An 18,674-nucleotide genomic window follows, 5' to 3' on the forward strand; every position below is an offset into this window, starting at 1 on the left:
TAAGGTCCGGAACCTAAATGGAACAATGGGGAAGAGCGGAATCCATGTGCCTTTAAGAGGCTTCAACCTGAGGGCACGACGGCTGATCGTCAGCCTCCCGCCAGAGACAGTCCACGGGCGCGCTCGCGCAGCAACGCAAGCAGTTCGTCGCGCCGTGGCTCCGGCGTGTCGACGGGTAACACCAAACACAAGGTCCTTTTGATGGCGCCGTGGCCGTCACGGATGGGGGCCGCCATGCACCAGGTGAAACGGTCGGCCAAGGCTGTGGTCTCGCTGAAACCCTGCCGGTGGGCCAAGGCAACATCGGCAAAGAATTCGGCTGGTGCAATGATGCGGCCGTCGGGAAGCTTGTAGTCGCCAGATGGGATGAAGTCCCTCAACTCTTGCTCGTTCATATGGCCGAGGAGCAGCCGTCCGGATGCCGTCCATGGGATCGGCACCTCGACCCCGACATCGCTTGAGATCCGGAACGGGCCCGGCGAATCTCGGCAGTCCAGAACGACGTATTTGTTGCCACGCAGGCCGCATAGCTGGACCGTCTCGCCTGTCTCGGCGGCCAACTTATCCAAGGTCTCGATGATGCGACGGTAATGGGCGTTGTGATGTGAGTAGGCCCAGCCGAACAGATGCATGGCGCGTCCGAAATAGACGTAACCTTCACCGCCGACGTTTTCGAGCATTTCGGCGTCGAGCAGGCTGTTGACGATCTCGTAGGTGGTCGAACGCGGCGCGCCGATCATCTTGGCGATGTCGCCGACGCGCATTGGCGCGCGGTGCCGCAGCAACGCCTCGAGCAGCATGATGACGCGGTCAATGCCGCGTCGTCGTTCGCCGTTGCGCGGCTCCGCGCCGGCTTCCTTCCCGATCGCATCGTTAGTGCCGTCGCTCATGACCATCCGCCAAAATCATTTCGGTTCTCGTCTCAAGGCGCTTGAAAGATGTCAAGGCTCGGTCTAGCATCCAATTTGTCCGATATACAGACACATTGTCTGAAATACCAGACAAACTAACGAGCCGGACGCAGACAAATCCCGAGAGGACACACGGTTTCCAAGACCCGGCGACCGACGGGTTTCCTCGCCCTTGTTCTGCACGTCGAGGCCACAACCTCTGAAGGGAACAGTCATGATGAAATCACCGTTTTTCGCATCCGCCAGCGCGCTTTGCCTCGGTCTCGTGCTGAGCTTTGGCGTCGCCTCGCAGGCCAATGCTGCCGCCAACTGCATCAAGGGCGACCGCAAGGCGCCGTACACGATCGGCTGGGCCAACATCTATTCCGTGCCGACCTGGATGAAGCAGACCCAAGGCACGATCGAAGCCGAAGTCGAGACCCTGAAGAAGCAGGGACTGGTCGACAAGCTCGTCGTCACCGACGCTCAGGGCGATGCCAACGTCCAGATCCAGCAGATTCAGTCGATGATCGATTCCGATGTCGACGCCATCATCCTGATCGCCGGTTCGTCGACCGCACCGGCACGCGTTCTGGCCGACGCCTGCGCCAAGGGCATCGCCATCATCAACTTCGACAGCCTCGTCGACACCGACAAGGTCACCGCCAAGGTCAACACCGATTCTTCGCAATGGGGCGACCAGGCCGCCAAGTTCCTGATCGACGCCATCGGCGGCAAGGGCAAGATCCTGATCCTCAATGGCCCCGCCGGGGTTTCGGTCAGCGATGACAGGCGCAAAGGCGCCGACGCTGAGCTCAAGGCCCATCCCGACGTGACGGTGCTTGCCGAGACCAACACGCCCTACAACGTCGCGCCGGCACAGGAAGCCGTCACCAGCCTGCTCTTCGCCAACCCCGAGATCGACGGCATCCTGTCGCTCGGCGGCGCTCTGTCGGCAGGCGCCGTGCTGGCCCTCGACAAGCAGGGCCGTGAACAGGTGCCGATCACCGGTGAGAACGCCCGGCAGTTTTTGGAACTCTGGAAAGAAAAGGGCTTGAAGAGCTGGGCGACGATGCAGCCGAACTGGCTCGGCGCCTTCGCCACCTACACCGCCGTTCAGGCGCTGGAAGGCAAGGATGTGCCGGCTTTCGTCAAGATTCCGCTGCCGGTGATCGACAATTCCAACATCGACGAATACCTCGCCCGGGCCAAGGACTTCCCGGCTGACGGCTACATCTTTTCTCCTTACGATGAGGAGCTGTTCAAGAAGCTGCTGGCTCAGAAATAAGCCTGAAGGGTTGTAGCGTTGACAACCATGGCTCCGCTGCTCGCGGCGCGCGGGGTGTCGAAGTCTTTCTTCGGCAACCCCGTCCTGCGCGACGTTTCAATCGCTCTCCAGCCGGGCCGCGTGCATGCGCTGCTCGGCGAGAACGGCGCCGGAAAGTCGACCTTGATCAACCTTTTGTCCGGCGCCTTGAGACCGGATGGCGGGACGATCGAGGTCGATGGACGCGCGGTCTCACGCATGACGCCAGCTGTTGCGCGGCAGGCCGGCATCGCCGTCGTCCAGCAGGAACTCAGCCTGACGGCCAGTCTTTCCATCGCCGAAAATGTTGGTCTCGGCGCCTATCCCAAACGGTTCGGCCTGATCGACTACCGCGAACTCGCTGCGCGGGCGAGGGCCGCATGCGAACTTGTCGGGCTGCACGAGCCGCTGTCGACGCCGGTCGGGAATCTGTCGCTCGGCCGCCGCCAAATGGTGGAGATCGCCAAGGCGCTCTACCGCCGGCCGCGCGTGCTCATTCTCGACGAACCGACATCGTCGCTATCGGCAACCGAAACCAAAATCCTCACCGATCTGCTGCAGCGGTTGCGCGGCGAAGGCATCGCCATTCTCTACATCTCGCACCGACTGAACGAAGTCATGGCGCTGTGCCAGCACGTCACCGTGCTGAAGGACGGCACCTGCACGGCCGACCGCGCCCTGGAAGGCACCGACGCCGCCGGGTTGGTTCGGCTGATGGTCGGCCGCGATCCCGGTGATCTTTTTCCGCAATGGCAGCCTTCCAGTTTGCTTGCCGACGCTATCTCCGTCCGAAATCTTTCGGCCGGCCTGATGCGCGACGTCGATCTGGATATCAAAACGGGCGAAGTGCTTGGCATTGGCGGCCTGGTCGGGCAAGGGCAGGAAGATCTGCTGCTCGGTCTCTACGGCGCCATTCCGGCACGGACGGCGTCGGCGACCGTCAACGGCGCCTCCGGCCTGCCCGGCGGCGTGCCGAAAGCCAACGCGCTGGGGCTGGCCTATGTGCCCGCGGATCGCAAGCGCGAGGGCCTGCACCTGATCCATCCCATCATCACCAACATGATGCTGCCCGCCTTTGCCAGGCTGCCGGCGCTGAAGCTGCGCAGCCGCCGCGCAGAGCGCGAGACGGCCAAAAGCCTTGCCGCCCAACTCGGCATCAAGGGTCACCTCGGCCGGGCGGCGCAGGCTCTATCGGGCGGCAACCAGCAGAAGGTGGCGCTGGCGAAATGGATGCCGCACGACCCGTTGGTGCTTCTGCTCAACGATCCGACGCGCGGCGTCGACGTCGAAACCAAGCGTGAGATCTACATGATGCTTCGCAATTTCGCCGCCGCCGGCAAGGCGGTCGTGCTGCTCAGTTCCGACACGCCCGAACTCGTGCACCTTTGCGACCGTGTAGCCATCGTCCGCGAAGGCCGCATCGTCGCCATGCTGGCGCGTGGAGCGCTGAGCGAGGAAGCCATCGTCTCCGCGGCGATGGGCGCCGAACAGCGGAAGGTTGCGGCATGAACACATCTTCCTCCGCCCGGCAGACCGGCGCGCTCTACTGGCCGGTGCAACTGCGTCGCAATGTCGGCGTGCGCAGCCTGTTTGCCGTCGTCCTGGTGTTTCTCATCGCCTATGGCGTCCTCTTTCCGGGTCTGTTCACGGCGTCCGGCTTCGCCAAATTCACGCAGAGCTGGTTTCCATTGGCTCTGGTCGCGATGGCGCAGGCGATCCTGATGCTCACCGGCGGCATCAGCCTGGCCATCGGCGCGACGGTCAGCTTGGGCGCGGTCATCGCCGCGACGACGATGGCCGGGCCGCTGGGCGTCGCCGGGGGCACTGCCGCGGTGGCGCTGACGGGCCTCGGCATCGGGGCGGCGACCGGCTTCATCGTGGTACGGCTTCGGCTGCCGGCCATCGTGGTGACGCTTGCCGGGTCGTTCATCATCGGCGGCGCCGCACTGCTGATCCTGCCGCGGCCCGGCGGCGCAATCCCGGCGTGGCTGTCCGACCTGCTTGCCGGCAACACACCGGCGGCATTCGTGCTGCTGGTGCTCATCGTTCTCCTGTGGAAGCTCTATCTCGCCACGCCGCTTGGCTTGAGCCTCTATGCCGCCGGCGAGAATCCGGTCGGCGCCTATCGCTCCGGCGTGCCGGTCGACGGCGCGCGCATTGCGGCCTATGCGATCAGCGGTCTGCTCTCCACCGGCGCCGGCTTGTTCGTCGCCGCACAGACCGGTTCGGGCGACCCGGTCATCGGCGCCGCCTTTACCCTGAACTCGATTGCCGCTGCGGTGCTCGGCGGCATCGGCTTCCTCGGCGGCCAGGGCACGATGCGCGGCGCGCTTGCCGGCAGCCTGCTGCTAAGCCTGATGATCAGCGTCATGTTCTTCCTCGGCTTCACGCCGGTCGCACAATATGTGGCCCAGGGCCTGATCATCATCGGCGCGGTCGCCATCCCGCAATTCCGCAAGGCACAGCAATGACAGCATGGAATGACAGCGCGGGCGGCAAACGCGCCCTGACGGTCCTGCGCAGCCGGCCGTTTCTCACCGTTGCCATCGTTGCCGCGGTCTGGATCGTGGCGAGCTTCGTTTCGCGCGGCTTCGGCGCTTATGGCCATCTGCGCTATCTGGTGGAGCTCGGCGCCGTCATCGGCCTGGTTGCCGCGGGCCAGACTTTTGTGGTGATCGCCGGCGGCATCGACCTTTCCGTCGCGGCCATCGTCACGGTCAGCGCCGTCAGCCTGCCGCTGCTGTCGTGGCAGGTGGATCCGACCGGCATCACCGCCATTCTTGCCGTTCTGGTGCTGACCACGGCAATCGGCCTGGTCAACGGGCTCGGCGTCGCTTTGCTGCGCGTCCACCCGATGATCATGACATTGGCCATGGCGACATTCTTGCAGGGTCTGTTGATCATCATCGCCGGCGGCAGCGCCGTGACCGCCGAGAACCCGCTGGTCCACTGGCTCGGCAATGGCCGGCCGGCCGGCATTCCCGCTGGCGTATTGTTGTGGGTGGTCGTCTCGGCGATCGTGCTGACCACGATGCATGCGACATCGCTCGGCGCCCGGATTTTTGCCATGGGCGCCAACCCGCTTGCCGCGGCGCTGTCCGGTGTTCCGGTCACGTCCACGACGCTTGCGGTCTACGGCATCAGCGGCTTCTGCTCGGGACTTGCCGGCGTGCTCGTGTTGGGCATGAACGGACAGGGCTATGTCGGCATCGGCGATCCCTATCTGCTCGCCTCGATTGCCGCCGTGGTCCTCGGTGGCACCTCGATCCTCGGCGGGCTTGGCACCTATGCCGGCACCATCCCCGGCGCCATCCTGCTGGTCACCATCACCGCGCTGATCACCGTCGTCAACGCATCGCCCGGCTGGCGCAGCATCCTGTTCGGCTCGCTGATCCTCGGCCTGCTGCTGCTCTCAGGCCGGGAGCAGGCGCGCCGATGACACATCGTCGAGCCGATAGATGCGCCTTGCGTTGCCGAAGAACAGCGCCGTCTGCTCGTCGGCGGAAAAGTCCGCTGTGATGGTTTTGAAGCCGTCATATATGTCATCGAACGAGGCATGCAGGCCGGCGACCGGAAAGTCGCTGCCGAACATGGCGCGACCGGTGCCGAAACAATCGATGCAATGCAGGACGACGGGCTTCAGGCTGTCGAGCGTCCAGTCATGATCGTAGGCGACCAGATCCGATATTTTGATGGCGACGTTGTCGAATTGCGACAGAAGCCGCAGCCCGTCGCGCCACACCTGCATGCCATCGGCGTCGCGGTCGATCGGGCTACCGCAATGGTTGAGCACGAATTGCTGATCGGGGAAGGCCCTGGCAAGCAGCCCCGCGTCGGCGAGCTGGCGCGGAAACACCATCATGTCGAAGGCCAGCCGATGCTGGCCAAGCAAGGCAAGCCCGGCGCGCCAGGCCGGATCGTCCATGATGCCGTCACGGGCCGCAAAACGGCGGGCAGGGTCGGGATCCCAGCTCAATATGTCGCGCACGCCGGCGACACGCTCGAACGCGGCTTGCGCTTCGATCAGCGCCGGCGCCTGGCGATCGGCGAGCGGCACGTGAACGACATAGCGGGCGGCGACGCCGCGCGATTTGTCGAGTGTTTCAAGCCAGCGCGTTTCTCCGATGCAGTCGCCACTCGCCCAGCCGGCTTCGACATGGACGGTGGCGACGACATTATGCCCTATGGCATCGCGCGCATAATCCCCGGGCAGATAGTTCCGCCGCAAGGGGCCAAGCTCGCCGAGGCCGCCGCGCTCGCTGGCCGTGGCGGCGAGCCAGGGATGCCGTCCCAGTCTGAGATCCCAAAGATGATGATGGGCGTCGATGATCGGTCCGGCGTAAGGTTCTGGCACGTATCTCTCTCAGGCTGTGACCGGCGATCGATCCTGGCTTCGTTCTGCGACGGTAAAAGGGTTAGCATCGCATGACTGAAAACTCACCGGTTCCAGCCCTTTCGGTGCGCGAAAATTTTCGGCTCGACGACCGCATCCGCGGCGTGCCTCCCGGCACAACCGGGCTGGACAGCAGCCTTGTCGCGGCCGAGCACTGGCATCCGGCCGATGGACGCATGGCGCTTCCGGTGCTGACCCTCGACGAGGCGGCCTTCTCCGCCAATCGCGACCTGTTCCTGCGCTATGCGCGCGAACACAATGTTGCGATCGCTCCGCATGCCAAGACGCCGATGGCGCCCGATCTTACCCGGTCGCTGGTCGAGGCCGGCGCATGGGGCACGACGGTCGCCGACATCAGGCAAGCGACAGTGATGCTGAAGGCCGGCTTGACACGGCTGATCATCGCCAATGAGGTTGGAGGAGCCGGCGGCGCCAACCGGCTGGCCGTGCTTGCTGGTGCCTGGCCGGATGCCGAGCTCTATGTCTTTGCCGACTCGGTCGACGCCGTGAACGCGCTTGCCGAGGCTTGGCGCGCCAATGCGGCGCTGCCGCCGCTGCGCGTGCTGGTCGAACTTGGTGCGGGCAGGGCGGGCGCCCGCACCACCGCGCAAGCCGAGGCCATCGCCGATGCGATCACGGCTGCCGGCGGGCGGCTGCTGATCGCCGGCGTTGCGACCTATGAAGGGGCGGCGGCGCAACCCGAGCCCGGTCGCACCGATGAGGTGATATCCGGCCTGCTGGCAATGACCGCCGACATGTTCCTGCGGCTGCGTGCCCGCGTCGGCGGCGACGCACCGCTGATCGTCACAGCCGGCGGCTCCGCCTTCTTCGACCAGGTGGTCGCGGCGCTTGCACCCCTCGTTTCCAGCGACGGCAACGCAACGCTGGTGCTGCGCAGCGGCGCCATCTTCTTCCACGACCACGGCACCTATGACCGTTCGCTCGGCGCCCTCGATGCCCGCAAAGGTTTTGCCATAGGCGGCATCAGCGCTTCGGCGCGGCATTCCTTTCGCCCTGCGCTACGCCTTTGGGCCGAAGTGCTGTCGCGTCCGGAGCCGGGCCTTGTCATCTGCGGCATGGGCATGCGCGACGTGTCGTTCGACCAGGGCTTTCCAACGCCGCTCACCGTCTTTCGTGCCTGCAAGCCGCTGCCGATGCCGGCGGCGCGCGCCGAGGTGGTCAAGCTCAACGACCAGCATTCCTTCCTGTCGATTGCACCGAGCGACGACGTGGCCGTCGGCGACGTCGTCGAATTCGGCATCTCGCATCCCTGCACCTGCCTCGACCGTTATCGCGTGATCTTCGGCGTCGACGCGACCGGCCACGTCCGCCACGCTTTCCCCACCTGGTTCGGCTGACCAGATCCCCCAAAAAGAGAACCTCGAAAGGATCCGATATGATCAAGTATTTTCAGTCCGGCTCGCGCATGTCGCAGGCAGTCGTCTATGGCGGCCTCGTTCACATAGCCGGCCAAGTGGCCAACGATCGCAAGGCCGGCATCGAAGGCCAGACCAGCGACGTGCTTGCCAAAGTCGAGGCGCTGCTGGTCGAGGTCGGCAGCAGCAAGTCGAAGTTGGTGGCGGTCAACATCTTCCTGCCGCAGATCGGTGATTTCGAGGCCATGAACAGCATCTACGATGCCTGGATCGATCCTGCCCGCCTGCCGGCGCGGGCCTGCGTCGAGGCGCGGCTTGCCGACCCTGATCTCCGCATCGAAATCACCGCGGTCGCGGCGGTCTGACCATGCACACCGGCCTCGCCCACACGCTCGATTTCGACCGCGACGGCAAGACGCTCAGCCATCTAAGCATTCCGTTCTCGATCGATCGCTCGCCCTACTTTCAGGTCAAGGTGCCGATCTGCCTCATCCGCAATGGCGACGGCCCGTCACTGCTTTTGATGGCCGGCAATCACGGCGACGAATATGAGGGCGAGCTGTCGCTGGCAAAACTGGCGCGCCGGCTCGATCCGAAGCGGATCAAGGGCCGCATCACCATCATGCCGATGGCCAACGCCCCTGCGGTGATGGCCGCCAAGCGCTGCTCGCCGCTCGACGGCGGCAATCTCAACCGGGCGTTTCCCGGCGATCCCTCGGGAACGCCGACAAGCCGGCTCGCCAATTTCCTTGAGACGGAGCTGTTTCCTCGTCACGACGTCGTCTTCGATATCCATTCGGGCGGCACGTCGATGGAGCATCTGCCGACCGCGCTGGTCGAACGCAACGCCGATCCCGAGCGCCACCGGCGTGGCGTCGAGCTGATGCGCACGCTCGGCATGCCCTACGGCTTTATCGCTGACAACGGCCAGGCCTCGCCAACCTCGATGGGCGCAGCGCGCCGCGCCGGCGCCGTCGGCGTCAGCGGTGAGTTCGGCGGCGGTGGCACCGCAACGGTCGATTCGATGGCGATCACGGCCCGCGCGCTCGACCGTCTGATGATAGCAATGGGTGTGGTCGACGCGCCGGTTCTTGGCGCTGGCGAAAAGCCTTCAGCGCCGACAAGGCTGCTGTCCCTGTCCAGGCACAGTCAGGGCCTCTATGCCACCCGCCGCGGCTGGTTCGAGCCCGCCGCCAGGCTCGGCGACAGTGTCACTTCAGGACAATTGGCCGGCTGGTACCACGATCTCGAGCGGCTCAATGTTGCCGAGGAGGCCCTGCATTTCGCCGAAAGCGGCTTGGTGCTGTCGCGCCGGCTGCACACGATGTGTGAGGCGGGCGACTGCCTAATGCAGGTCGCAGAGCCGGTCGACGGCTGAGCCAAAGGCAGAGGATATTCCATGCAGCAACTGTCCATGTGGACCTATCCCTGGGACATCCAGGATCTCGGCCTGGAGACGGTCGAACGTGATCTTGTCGAGCGCGCCGGGCTCAACATGATCAGCCTGGCGACATCCTATCATGCCGGGCGCTTCCTGCAGCCGCGCAGCCCGCGCCGCAAGGCCTATTTCCCTGAGGACGGCACCATCTATTTCAAGCCGACCGCTGCGCGCTGGGGAAGTCTAGCCATCCAGCCCAAGGTGGCTGACGTGATCGCTGAGGGCGGCGACGTGCTCGGTCAGCTTATCCGCAGGCGCGACGCAGGCGGGCTAGGCGTTTCGTGCTGGACGGTCTGCCTGCACAACACCCGCCTGGGCATGCTGCATCCGCAGGCCGTCACCCGCAACGCCTTCGGCGATGCCAACTACTACAATCTCTGCCCGTCCCATCCCGATGCGCGCGCCTATGTCCGCGCGCTGATCGCCGACATCTCGCACAGCTACCGGCCGGACCGGATAGAACTTGAAAGCCCGTCCTTCATGGGCTTTGCCCATGAATACCATCACGAGAAGGACGGTGTCGGGCTGACGCCGGAAGACGATTTTCTTTTGTCTCTGTGCTTCTGTCCGTCCTGCGTCGCCCGTGCGGCAAAAGCCGGCATCGATGCCGAGGCGGCGCGCAAGCTGACCAGGCAATGGATCGTCGAGACCTGCGAGCGTGCGGTGCCTGAGCGGCGCTTTCCCGATTTCCCCGCCTGCGGCCTCGACGCCTTTGCCCCGTGGCCGGAGCTCCATGCCTATCTCTTGTGGCGATTCGAGCCAGTGACCAGCCTGGTCGCCGAACTGCGCGAGGTAGCCGATCCCACGACGCGGGTCGTTATTATCGATCTGAAAGACGGCTGGCTTGGCGGTTGCGATCTGGCAGCGCTGGGCAAGGTCTGCGACGGGGCGATCCTGTGCGCCTACGACATGCAGGCCGGCGATGTCGCCAGCCTGATGGCGGCCGGCCGTGCGGCACTGGGCGCGGACAAATTCCTCGGCGCCGGCTACCGGCTGTTCTATCCGGAAATGGTCCGCCCCGACATCCTCGCGGCCAAGGTGAAGCCGGCGCTGGCGCCCGGTGTTGACGGCATCAATTTCTACAATTACGGCCTCATTCCAGCCGCGCGGCTCGACTGGATCCGCGCTGTTCGGCGGTCTTGAGCCAGCCGGCCAATGCTCGTCGGCCACGAGGCGTTGAGGCCGGATTCGCGCGCGAGCGCTGCCAGGTGAATCAAATCAGCGAAACCTGAAGCGATCCATGGTGTAATCCGGGTAGGCGTCCATCGTGTCGAACAGATCGAACAGGTCAGGGGTCTCCGCCAATATTCCTGACAGAACCAGCACCGTGGCCACGCCGGCAGCAAGTCCGCCGGCGATGTCGTGTTCGACACTGTCGCCGACGCAGACCACAGTGCCGCGGTCTGGATCGCCTGCCAGCGCTAGTGCGGCGCCGAATATGGCGGGGTAAGGCTTGCCGATACGCGTGACGCTACCACCGAGGTCCTCGTAGAGATCCGCCAGCCGGCCGGCGCCGAAGCGCGGCCCCACTGCCGTCAGCATGATCTTGTCAGGGTTGGTGCAGAAGCATGGCACCTGCCGCACCGCAGCCGGCGCAAGAAGTCGGCGATAGTGCTCAAGATCATAGCGGTCGCCCTCGCTGGCCGAAATCAGCACCAGCCCGGCATCGTCACCGTCCTTAGTCAATGCGAACGGCAGACCTTCGATCGCCGAGCGGTCATCGTCGCGGCTTATCAACAGGCATTTCGTGTTTGGCAGTAGCTTTCCGGATACCGCCATGTCGTGGAAGAACTCCCACGCGACCTCGCCGGAAGAAACAAAATGGTCCCAGCTTCCCGGTTCGAAGCCGAGCTTTAGCAGCCGGCTCTCGTTAGGCCCCGCCCGCTTGCCGGAGTTCGAGATCAGCACAATGGTCTTGCCGGCGCGCTTCAGCGCCGACAGTGCTTCCACTGCCCCTGGATAGGGGCTGGCGCCGTCATGCAGCACGCCGAACTGATCGAGCAGGAAAAAATCATAGCGCTCGGCCAGCTGGTTGACGCCGTTGAGGTGTTCGACTGTTTTCGCGCTCATAGAAGCCCCGCCGCGCTTGCGCCCATCAGCGCCAGCCGCGCTGTGCCGGCGGCGGCTTCGTCCGAAAGCGCCGGCAGGAAATCAACACCAAGTCTGCGCTGCCGGATCGCCGTCCAGGCGGCATTCGCCGCACCGCCGCCGACGCTTCTGACCGACGTCAGCTGCGGAGCGCCGAGCTCGGCGAGCCTGTCATAGCCGAGCGCCTCGATCGCGGCGATACCCTCCAACATGGCTTTCAGATAGTCGGCGTCCTCCACCGGTCGCGGCACAAGACGCGGCGGCAGTGCCGGATCGGCGATCGGAAAGCGTTCGCCTGCAGTGGCAAGAGGATAGTAGTCGAGGCCGGTCTCGGTCATCGGGTCGATCGCCATGCTCAGCTCGACGATGCGCGCCAGAGGGAAATGCTGTGTCAGCACCTTGCCGCCGGAGTTCGATGCGCCGCCCGCCAGCCAGACATCTCCAAGCCGATGGCTGTAGATGCCGAAGCGTGGCGCCGAGATAGGCCGGTCGGACAGGATCTTGACGGTCAACGACGACCCCAGCGCGGTGACGCCGTCGCCTATTGCCGCGGCACCTGTCGCCAGGAACGAGGCGCAGCCATCGGTCGTTCCGGCGACGACGGCGATTTCGCGCGGTAAGCCGAACATATCCGCGGCATCCGCGGTGAGTTTGCCGACGACATCGCCCGGCCTGGCGATACCGGGCAGCAACTCCATGCGCATTTCGGTGGCCGCAATCCAGTCCGGCCAGCAGCGGGCCGTGATGTCGTAACCGGTTTTCAAGGCATTGTTCTCGTCGCTGACATCGAAGCGACCGGAGAATTGTCCCGCGATCCAGTCCGCCTGATGCAGCACCGCGGCAACACCGGGCGTGCGCTGGAACCAGAGCGCCTTGGCGAGACCGGACGTCGCCCCAAGTGCGGCACTGGTCGCTGGGGCTTCGCGAGCGATCGCGACCAGAATGGCGTTGTCGGCGACCGTATCGTTGTACATCAGCGGCTCGGCCAGCGGCCGCCCGGCGCCGTCGACCGGCAGCAACGTACCTGAAGTGCCGTCAACAGCGATCGACCGGACCGCTGTTCGGTCGATGCCCGAAAGCAGTTCCGCCAGCGCTGCGCCGACCGCTGACCACCACACTGCAGGGTCGCGGGCATTCCGGCCAAACAACTCGAGCGAAACGGCGGAACGCGCGGCAATGGAAAAATCCGGACGCATGGCGACCGCGCGCGCGCCGGACGTGCCGATGTCGATGCCTATGGCAAGCGGCGTGTCAGCGGCTGGCGGCATTGAGTTTCTGGCGATACTTCTCGGCGTCCCAGTTGACCAGTTCATCGTTCTCGGCGGCGGTGAGGTAGTTCAGCCGCGCTGCAATGTCGATGCGTGCCGTCACGTCGGCAAGGCAGCGTTGCATGGCGTCGGCGCCCGCACTGGCATCGCCGCGCATCAGCACGCCCAGCCCGGGAAACAGGATCGCCACGGGGTTTGTACCGCACCGCTCGATGACGCGCGGCACATCCTCACCGGGCTTTGCCACCACCGACCCCCGACCCAGAAAGATGACGTGATCGGGGTAGAGGCTGCCCCCGGACGCCATGCGGCGGCTTTCGGGATCGATGGCGACCGCGTGCGCCTCGATTTCCGCCGGCAGCCTGTAACCGGTTTTCCCGGTCAGCGCCGCCAATCCCGCAACATCCGGTTCCGCCACTTGGCGCGCCGGCCGCGCCAGAAGCAGCGTGACGCGGCGCAGCAGCACTTCGGCCTCGGCGACGGTATCGGCCGCGACGACCAGCCCGTGATTGGCAAGGATTAGCACGTCGACCCCAGCCTGAAGCCGCTCGCCAATACCCTGGGCAAGCGGCAGGCCTGGCCGGAAATAAGGAACATACGCCCATTTGAGACCATCAAGGCGTCTGGCGGCTTCCACCTCGCAATTGGCCTGTACCGCCAGCGAAATGGTTTCGACGCAATGGACATGCAGGACGACGCGCTGCGGCATCAGCGCGTGAACGGTGGTTTCAATCGAAGGGCGCAGGCGCCGGGCGTTGAGCGTCTCGATGGCGAAGATCTGCGGCTGGTCGGCGGCGCTGTCGCGCTGTTCGACAGCCCTGAGCAGCGGCGCCATCGCCACCGGGACCATGATGTCTTCGGAGAGCGCATCCTTCAGCCATGTGCCGGAAGCCTTGATCCACAGCGTGTCGCCGGCTTTCAGCGAGGTGTTGCCGCCGGCGGCCTGGGTCAGGTTTGGATTGCGCCCGATGCTGGCCGAAAGCGCCCGCAAGGCAGCCATTTCCTGCGCATCCGCATAGCTCGCCATGGCGCATTTCCTCTATCAGCTCCGTCAGCCTCGCAGCTTCGGATACCCGTCGTGGGATGTTGATGTGTATCGCAGATGCGAGCGACTTACGTCAATAGTGATCTAATGTCATCAAAGGTTCTTGCAATCGGAAAGATGTTGAGTAAGTTACGTCAAATGCCGTGGCAAAAACGGCTCCTGGGAGGAAAAACGATTGAGCGACTCCGGCCGCCAGCGTCAGATCGTCGAGTTGCTGCGGGATCGCCCCTTCGCGTCGGTGCGCGAACTGCAGGAGCAGCTCGGCGTGTCGGCGGCGACGGTGCGGCGCGACATCGACAAGATCGACGAGGCCGGTGAAGCACGGAAGGTCTATGGTGGCATCTCGGCGCTCGACGGCGCTTCACAGGCGGGTGTTGCCTATGCCAGGCCCTATGACGAGAACCGCGACCTCGCGGTCGAGGCCAAGCGGCAGATCGCCGCTCTCGCGGCCACGATGGTGCGCGACGGCGATGCGGTCATCGTGCATGGCGGTTCGACCTGCTTCCACCTTGGGGTCAAGCTGGCTGAGCGCAGCATCCGTCTCTATACCAATTCGATGCCGCTCGCGGCCTATCTGAGCGACCACGGCCATTGCAGCCTGACCGTTGCCGGCGGCGATCTGCATCGTGAGCCGGGCATCATCCATTCACCGACCCAGGCGGAGCCGTTCTACGCATCGAAGTTCTTTCTCGGCGCGCAAGGCCTTGGCCAGGAGGGCGTGCTGGAATCGCACCCGCTGCTGGTCCGCTCCATCGCCGATCTCAGCCTGTGTGCCGACCAGATCGTGGTGCTGGCCGACAGCCGCAAACTGTCGATCCACGCCCGTAACATCGCGCTGCCCTTGTCGCGCATCGGCACGCTGGTGACCGATGACGGCCTGTCCGACGTCGACGCGCGCATGCTGGAAGACGCGGGCGTCATGGTGCGCATCGCTTCGGCTCCGGGAGCCATCCAGTGAAGATGGCCGTCCTCGATTTCGGCAAGACCAATTCGAAGCTGTTCGTCTTCGCTCAGGACGGGCGCATCGTCGACGAGCGCCGGACCCGGCCGAACTGGATGCGCAAAGATGGCTTCAGCGTGCTTGATGAGGCAGCACTTCACGATTGGGCGGTTCGCGCCGTTAGCGAGGCCGCCGACGTCCATGGCGTACAGGGCGTGATGGTGTCGGGCCATGGCTGCACCTTTGCCCTGGTCGACGAGGCGGCGCTGACGCATCCGATACTCGATTATGAGCAAGAGCCGCCGGCTGATATTGCCGCGCAAATTGATCGCCTCGTTCCGGATTTCACCGAGACCTTCTCGCCGCGATTGCCGCTCGGCTTCAACTACGGTCGCCACATGCTGTGGCTACAGGCGGTGCAACCCGGTGCATTCACGGCCGCGAAATCGATCCTCGGCTATCCACAATACTGGAGCTGGCGGTTTGGCGGCCGGGCGGTCTCGGAAGTGTCCTATCTCGGCTGCCACTCGCATTTATGGGCGCCGCGCAAGCGCGACTTCAGTTCGCTGGTCGACATCGAGGGCTGGCGCGACCGGATGCCCGCTTTCGAGCGGGCGGGCTCGGTTATCGGCGAGCAACGCCTCGGCGACACGAAGCGGCGGATCGCCATCCACAATGGTGTCCATGACAGCAATGCCGCGCTCCATGCCTATCGCCGGCAGGAGCTTGGCCCGGTCACCGTCGTCTCGACCGGCACCTGGGTCGTCGTGCTTAATCCGGATTGCCTGCTCGACGCGCTCGATGGCCAGCGCGACATGCTGGTCAATGTCGATGTCGACGGCGGCCCTGTGCCGACCATCCGCTTTATGGGCGGGCGCGAATTCGCCACGATCAGCGACGGCTGGCAAGGCGCGATCGCGCCGGCGACAGTGCAGCGGGTGATCAACGCCGGCAGCATGGCGCTGCCGAGCTTCGCGCCGGGCGGACCAATGCCCGGCCGCGCCGGCAAATTGGTCGGCCGCATGCCAAGCGCCGAGGAACGCGCAGCCGTGGCGCTGCTCTACGTCGCGCTGATGGTCGACCTCTGCCTCGACCAGATCCATTCGGACAACACCGTGATCGTCGATGGCGGACTGAACGCTGGCGGCCTGCTCGCCGGGCTAGTGGCGCAACTGCGTCCCAGCCAGGCCTTCCTGCAAGGGGCCACACTGGAGGGCAGCGCCACCGGGGCGGCGGCGCTTGCCTTCGAGACCGTCGGCCGCGAATTTGCCGCGGAAGTGCCGGAGCCCGTGCGTGCCGCAAGCTTCACCGGACTTGCCCGATATCGCGACACATGGCGTGGCCTCATCGGCGAGCAGGGCATCCCCCGCGCGGCAGCGGGAGGCGCACGGTGATCGTCGCTGCTCAGGCCGAAGTCACGCGCCAGCCAGTGCTGGAAATGCGGCACATCTCGAAGACGTTCGGGCCAGTCCGCGCCTTGCAGGACGTGTCGCTGACCGTCCATGCCGGCGAAGTCCATGCGCTGATGGGTGAAAACGGTGCCGGCAAGTCGACTTTGATGAAGGTGCTGTCCGGCGCCTATCGGCCTGATGCCGGCGGCGAGATACTGATTGACGGCGTGCCGGTCGCCACCGGCGACCCGATCAAGGCGCGGGCTCACGGCATTGCGGTTATCTATCAGGAACTGTCGCTGGCGCCCAACCTGACGGTCGCGCAGAACATCTTCCTCGGCAATGAGCCGAGGCGTTTCGGCATCGTCGACCGCGACCAATGCTACCGGCGCAGCAATGAGATCATCAAGCGTCTCGGCGTGTCCTTCTCCGCACGGGCCCAGGTTTCCAGCCTGTCGCTCGGCGAGCGTCAGCTGGTCGAAATCGCCCGCGCGCTTTCGACCAGCGCGCGCATCATCGTCATGGACGAGCCAACCACCTCGCTGACCTCGCGCGAGACCGACCGTCTGTTCGAGGTCATCGCGACGCTGAAGTCGCAAGGCATCGCCATCATCTACATCAGCCACCGCATGGAAGAGGTCTACCAGTTGGCCGACCGTGTCAGCGTGCTGCGCGACAGCGGCTATGTCGGCACACTCGAGCGCGCCGAGCTGAACGCCTCGCGCCTCGTCTCGATGATGGTTGGCCGCGACCTGTCGGCTTTTTACAGGAAGGATCATCGCCCGCCGGACAGCAAGCGCGCGGTCGCCTTGTCGGTGCGCGGCATGGCGGACGGCAATCTCCTGAAGAACTGCTCCTTCGAACTGTACAAGGGCGAGGTGAGGCTCTGGCTGGCCTTGTCGGCTCGGGCCGCACCGAACTCGCGCGACTGATCTTCGGCGCCGACAGACGCATCGCCGGCACGCTGGAACTCGACGGCAAGCCAGTAACCATCGGCTCGCCAAGCGAGGCACTGAATGCCGGCATCGCCTATCTCACCGAAGACCGCAAGGAACTCGGCCTGTTTCTCGACATGTCGATATCCGACAACATCAGCATGGGCGTGCTGGCCAGGGATGCGCGGCCCGGCGGCTTGCGCGATTTCAAAGCCGCCGAGAGACGTGCTGCCACGGCCGTTTCGGATCTCTCCATCCGCACCAGGTCGGTACAGGCCAATGCCGGTTCGCTGTCGGGCGGCAACCAGCAGAAAGTGTTGCTTGCCCGCCTGCTCGAGACCGAGCCGCAAGTGGTCATCCTGGATGAACCGACGCGCGGCGTCGATGTCGGAGCGAAGTCGGAAATCTACCGGCTGATCGACAATCTCGCCAAAAAGGGCATCGCCATCCTGATGATCTCCAGCGAACTGCCGGAGGTGATCGGCGTTGCCGACCGCGTGCTGGTAATGCGCGACGGCACGATTGCCGGCGAGGTTACGGCGTCCAAAGACCAGCCGCTGCGCCAGGAAGCAATCATGGAACTTGCAACGGGAGCGGCCAAGGGATGACCGACAAGGCGACCGAGATCAGTGGCCAGGTTGTCGGCAGGAGCCGGCGGTTGCGCACCGCCTTCGCCGCCCTTGGCATGCTGCCGATCCTGATCCTGCTGGCGGTCGGCTTCCAGTTGATGAACGCGCGCTTCTTCACCCAGACCAATTTGCTGATCGTCATGCAGCAATCGTCGATCAACATCGTGCTGGCAGCGGGCATGACCTTCGTCATCCTGACCGGCGGGATCGACCTGTCCGTCGGCTCGATACTTGCCGCCTCGGCGATGGTGGCGGTGATGGTGTCGCTGGTGCCCGATTGGGGACTGCTGGGCGTGCCGGCGGCCATTCTCGTCGGCCTCGGCTTCGGCGTCATCAACGGGCTGCTGATCGCCTATATCAGACTGCCGCCCTTCATCGTCACGCTGGGGTCGCTGACCGCTGTGCGCGGCGTCGCCCGCCTGCTCGGCCAGGACACCACGGTGTTCAACTCGGACCTGCCGTTCGACTTCATCGGCAACGGTTCGCTGTTCGGCATTCCGTGGCTGGTCATCATCGCCTTGTCGATCGTGGTGCTGTCCTGGCTGGTTCTCAAGCGCACCGTGCTCGGCACCTGGATCTATGCCGTTGGCGGCAATGCCGAAGCGGCGCGGCTGACCGGCATCAAGGTGCCGCTGGTGCTGCTCTTTGTCTATGGCGTTTCCGGCCTGCTGGCCGGCCTTGGCGGCGCCATGTCAGCGGCCCGGCTCTATGCGGCCAACGGGCTGCAGCTTGGGCAGTCTTACGAACTCGACGCCATTGCCGCGGTCATTCTCGGCGGCACCAGCTTCGTCGGCGGCGTCGGCTCGATCTGGGGTACGCTGATCGGCGGCCTGATCATAGCGGTGCTCTCCAACGGGCTTATCTTGGCCGGTGTCTCGGACATCTGGCAGTACATCATCAAGGGATTGGTCATCATCGTGGCAGTCGCCCTCGACCGCTACAGGCTCCAGGCAGGAGCGAGAACGTGATTGACCT

The 18,674-nt window shown here is 64.8% G+C and carries 16 protein-coding genes and 1 pseudogene; 12 read left to right on the forward strand and 5 right to left on the reverse strand.

All coding sequences use genetic code 11. The features are described from left to right. Positions 1–89 precede the first annotated feature (89 nt). The gene (locus tag ACYG97_RS28380) at positions 90–896 is read right to left on the reverse strand and encodes an IclR family transcriptional regulator (protein ID WP_155923913.1); all 807 of its coding nucleotides are present in this window, start codon (positions 894–896) and stop codon (positions 90–92) included. A gap of 229 nt (positions 897–1,125) precedes the next feature. On the opposite strand from ACYG97_RS28380, the gene ACYG97_RS28385 reads away from it, so the two are divergent. The 4 genes from ACYG97_RS28385 to ACYG97_RS28400 are packed head-to-tail and all read left to right on the forward strand — an operon-like array spanning position 1,126 to position 5,635. Beyond that, on the forward strand, positions 1,126–2,178 hold the full coding sequence (locus ACYG97_RS28385; RefSeq protein ID WP_023748647.1) for an ABC transporter substrate-binding protein: 1,053 nt from the start codon (positions 1,126–1,128) through the stop codon (positions 2,176–2,178). Between the two features lie 27 nt (positions 2,179–2,205). Next, positions 2,206–3,705 (forward strand): sugar ABC transporter ATP-binding protein, encoded by a 1,500-nt coding sequence (locus tag ACYG97_RS28390; RefSeq protein ID WP_198029674.1) that lies wholly within the window; start codon positions 2,206–2,208, stop codon positions 3,703–3,705. After that, a complete protein-coding gene (locus ACYG97_RS28395; protein WP_023686801.1) occupies positions 3,702–4,667 on the forward strand; it encodes an ABC transporter permease in 966 nt (321 codons plus the stop codon). The genes ACYG97_RS28390 and ACYG97_RS28395 overlap by 4 nt, the downstream gene beginning before the upstream one ends. Beyond that, positions 4,664–5,635, forward strand: coding sequence for an ABC transporter permease (locus tag ACYG97_RS28400; protein ID WP_023695084.1), 972 nt, complete (start codon positions 4,664–4,666; stop codon positions 5,633–5,635). Before ACYG97_RS28395 ends, ACYG97_RS28400 begins: the two co-directional genes overlap by 4 nt. On the opposite strand, the gene ACYG97_RS28405 is transcribed toward ACYG97_RS28400, so the two are convergent. Next, positions 5,609–6,550, reverse strand: coding sequence for an amidohydrolase family protein (locus ACYG97_RS28405; RefSeq protein WP_023686802.1), 942 nt, complete (start codon positions 6,548–6,550; stop codon positions 5,609–5,611). The two genes, ACYG97_RS28400 and ACYG97_RS28405, sit on opposite strands and share 27 nt — an antisense overlap. 71 nt (positions 6,551–6,621) lie before the next feature. Here ACYG97_RS28405 and ACYG97_RS28410 point away from each other — a divergent pair, with 71 nt between their 5' ends. From ACYG97_RS28410 to ACYG97_RS28425, 4 genes are read left to right on the forward strand one after another with little or no spacing between them, the layout of a single operon-like run. After that, on the forward strand, positions 6,622–7,947 hold the full coding sequence (locus ACYG97_RS28410; protein WP_023686803.1) for an alanine racemase: 1,326 nt from the start codon (positions 6,622–6,624) through the stop codon (positions 7,945–7,947). A gap of 38 nt (positions 7,948–7,985) precedes the next feature. Beyond that, positions 7,986–8,330 carry a RidA family protein gene (locus ACYG97_RS28415; protein WP_023686804.1) on the forward strand — a complete coding sequence of 115 codons (345 nt, stop codon included), beginning with the start codon at positions 7,986–7,988 and terminating at the stop codon, positions 8,328–8,330. A gap of 2 nt (positions 8,331–8,332) precedes the next feature. Beyond that, positions 8,333–9,343 carry a succinylglutamate desuccinylase/aspartoacylase family protein gene (locus tag ACYG97_RS28420; RefSeq protein WP_023732356.1) on the forward strand — a complete coding sequence of 337 codons (1,011 nt, stop codon included), beginning with the start codon at positions 8,333–8,335 and terminating at the stop codon, positions 9,341–9,343. Between the two features lie 21 nt (positions 9,344–9,364). After that, entirely contained in the window at positions 9,365–10,546 is a 1,182-nt protein-coding gene (locus ACYG97_RS28425) for a hypothetical protein (RefSeq protein ID WP_031194650.1), read from the forward strand. Between the two features lie 75 nt (positions 10,547–10,621). On the opposite strand, the gene ACYG97_RS28430 is transcribed toward ACYG97_RS28425, so the two are convergent. The 3 genes from ACYG97_RS28430 to ACYG97_RS28440 are packed head-to-tail and all read right to left on the reverse strand — an operon-like array spanning position 10,622 to position 13,786. Then, positions 10,622–11,473: a TIGR01459 family HAD-type hydrolase gene (locus ACYG97_RS28430; RefSeq protein WP_023732354.1), complete on the reverse strand. Its 852-nt coding sequence runs from the start codon at positions 11,471–11,473 to the stop codon at positions 10,622–10,624. Next, on the reverse strand, positions 11,470–12,759 hold the full coding sequence (locus ACYG97_RS28435) for an FGGY-family carbohydrate kinase (protein ID WP_023723356.1): 1,290 nt from the start codon (positions 12,757–12,759) through the stop codon (positions 11,470–11,472). The genes ACYG97_RS28430 and ACYG97_RS28435 overlap by 4 nt, the downstream gene beginning before the upstream one ends. Further along, complete coding sequence (locus ACYG97_RS28440) at positions 12,743–13,786, reverse strand: class II aldolase/adducin family protein (RefSeq protein WP_023732353.1); 1,044 nt, start codon at positions 13,784–13,786, stop codon at positions 12,743–12,745. The genes ACYG97_RS28435 and ACYG97_RS28440 overlap by 17 nt, the downstream gene beginning before the upstream one ends. A gap of 193 nt (positions 13,787–13,979) precedes the next feature. On the opposite strand from ACYG97_RS28440, the gene ACYG97_RS28445 reads away from it, so the two are divergent. The 4 genes and pseudogenes from ACYG97_RS28445 to ACYG97_RS28460 all read left to right on the forward strand — a co-directional run bounded on the left by ACYG97_RS28445 (position 13,980) and on the right by ACYG97_RS28460 (position 18,667). Next, a complete protein-coding gene (locus tag ACYG97_RS28445) occupies positions 13,980–14,762 on the forward strand; it encodes a DeoR/GlpR family DNA-binding transcription regulator (RefSeq protein WP_023732352.1) in 783 nt (260 codons plus the stop codon). Beyond that, positions 14,759–16,138, forward strand: coding sequence for an FGGY-family carbohydrate kinase (locus ACYG97_RS28450; protein WP_023732351.1), 1,380 nt, complete (start codon positions 14,759–14,761; stop codon positions 16,136–16,138). The genes ACYG97_RS28445 and ACYG97_RS28450 overlap by 4 nt, the downstream gene beginning before the upstream one ends. A 44-nt stretch (positions 16,139–16,182) precedes the next feature. After that, a pseudogene (locus ACYG97_RS28455) lies at positions 16,183–17,678 on the forward strand (sugar ABC transporter ATP-binding protein). Beyond that, positions 17,675–18,667 carry an ABC transporter permease subunit gene (locus tag ACYG97_RS28460; RefSeq protein ID WP_023701287.1) on the forward strand — a complete coding sequence of 331 codons (993 nt, stop codon included), beginning with the start codon at positions 17,675–17,677 and terminating at the stop codon, positions 18,665–18,667. Before ACYG97_RS28455 ends, ACYG97_RS28460 begins: the two are co-directional and overlap by 4 nt. Positions 18,668–18,674 lie beyond the last annotated feature (7 nt).

The sequence above is a fragment of the Mesorhizobium sp. W067 genome, from assembly GCF_054719525.1.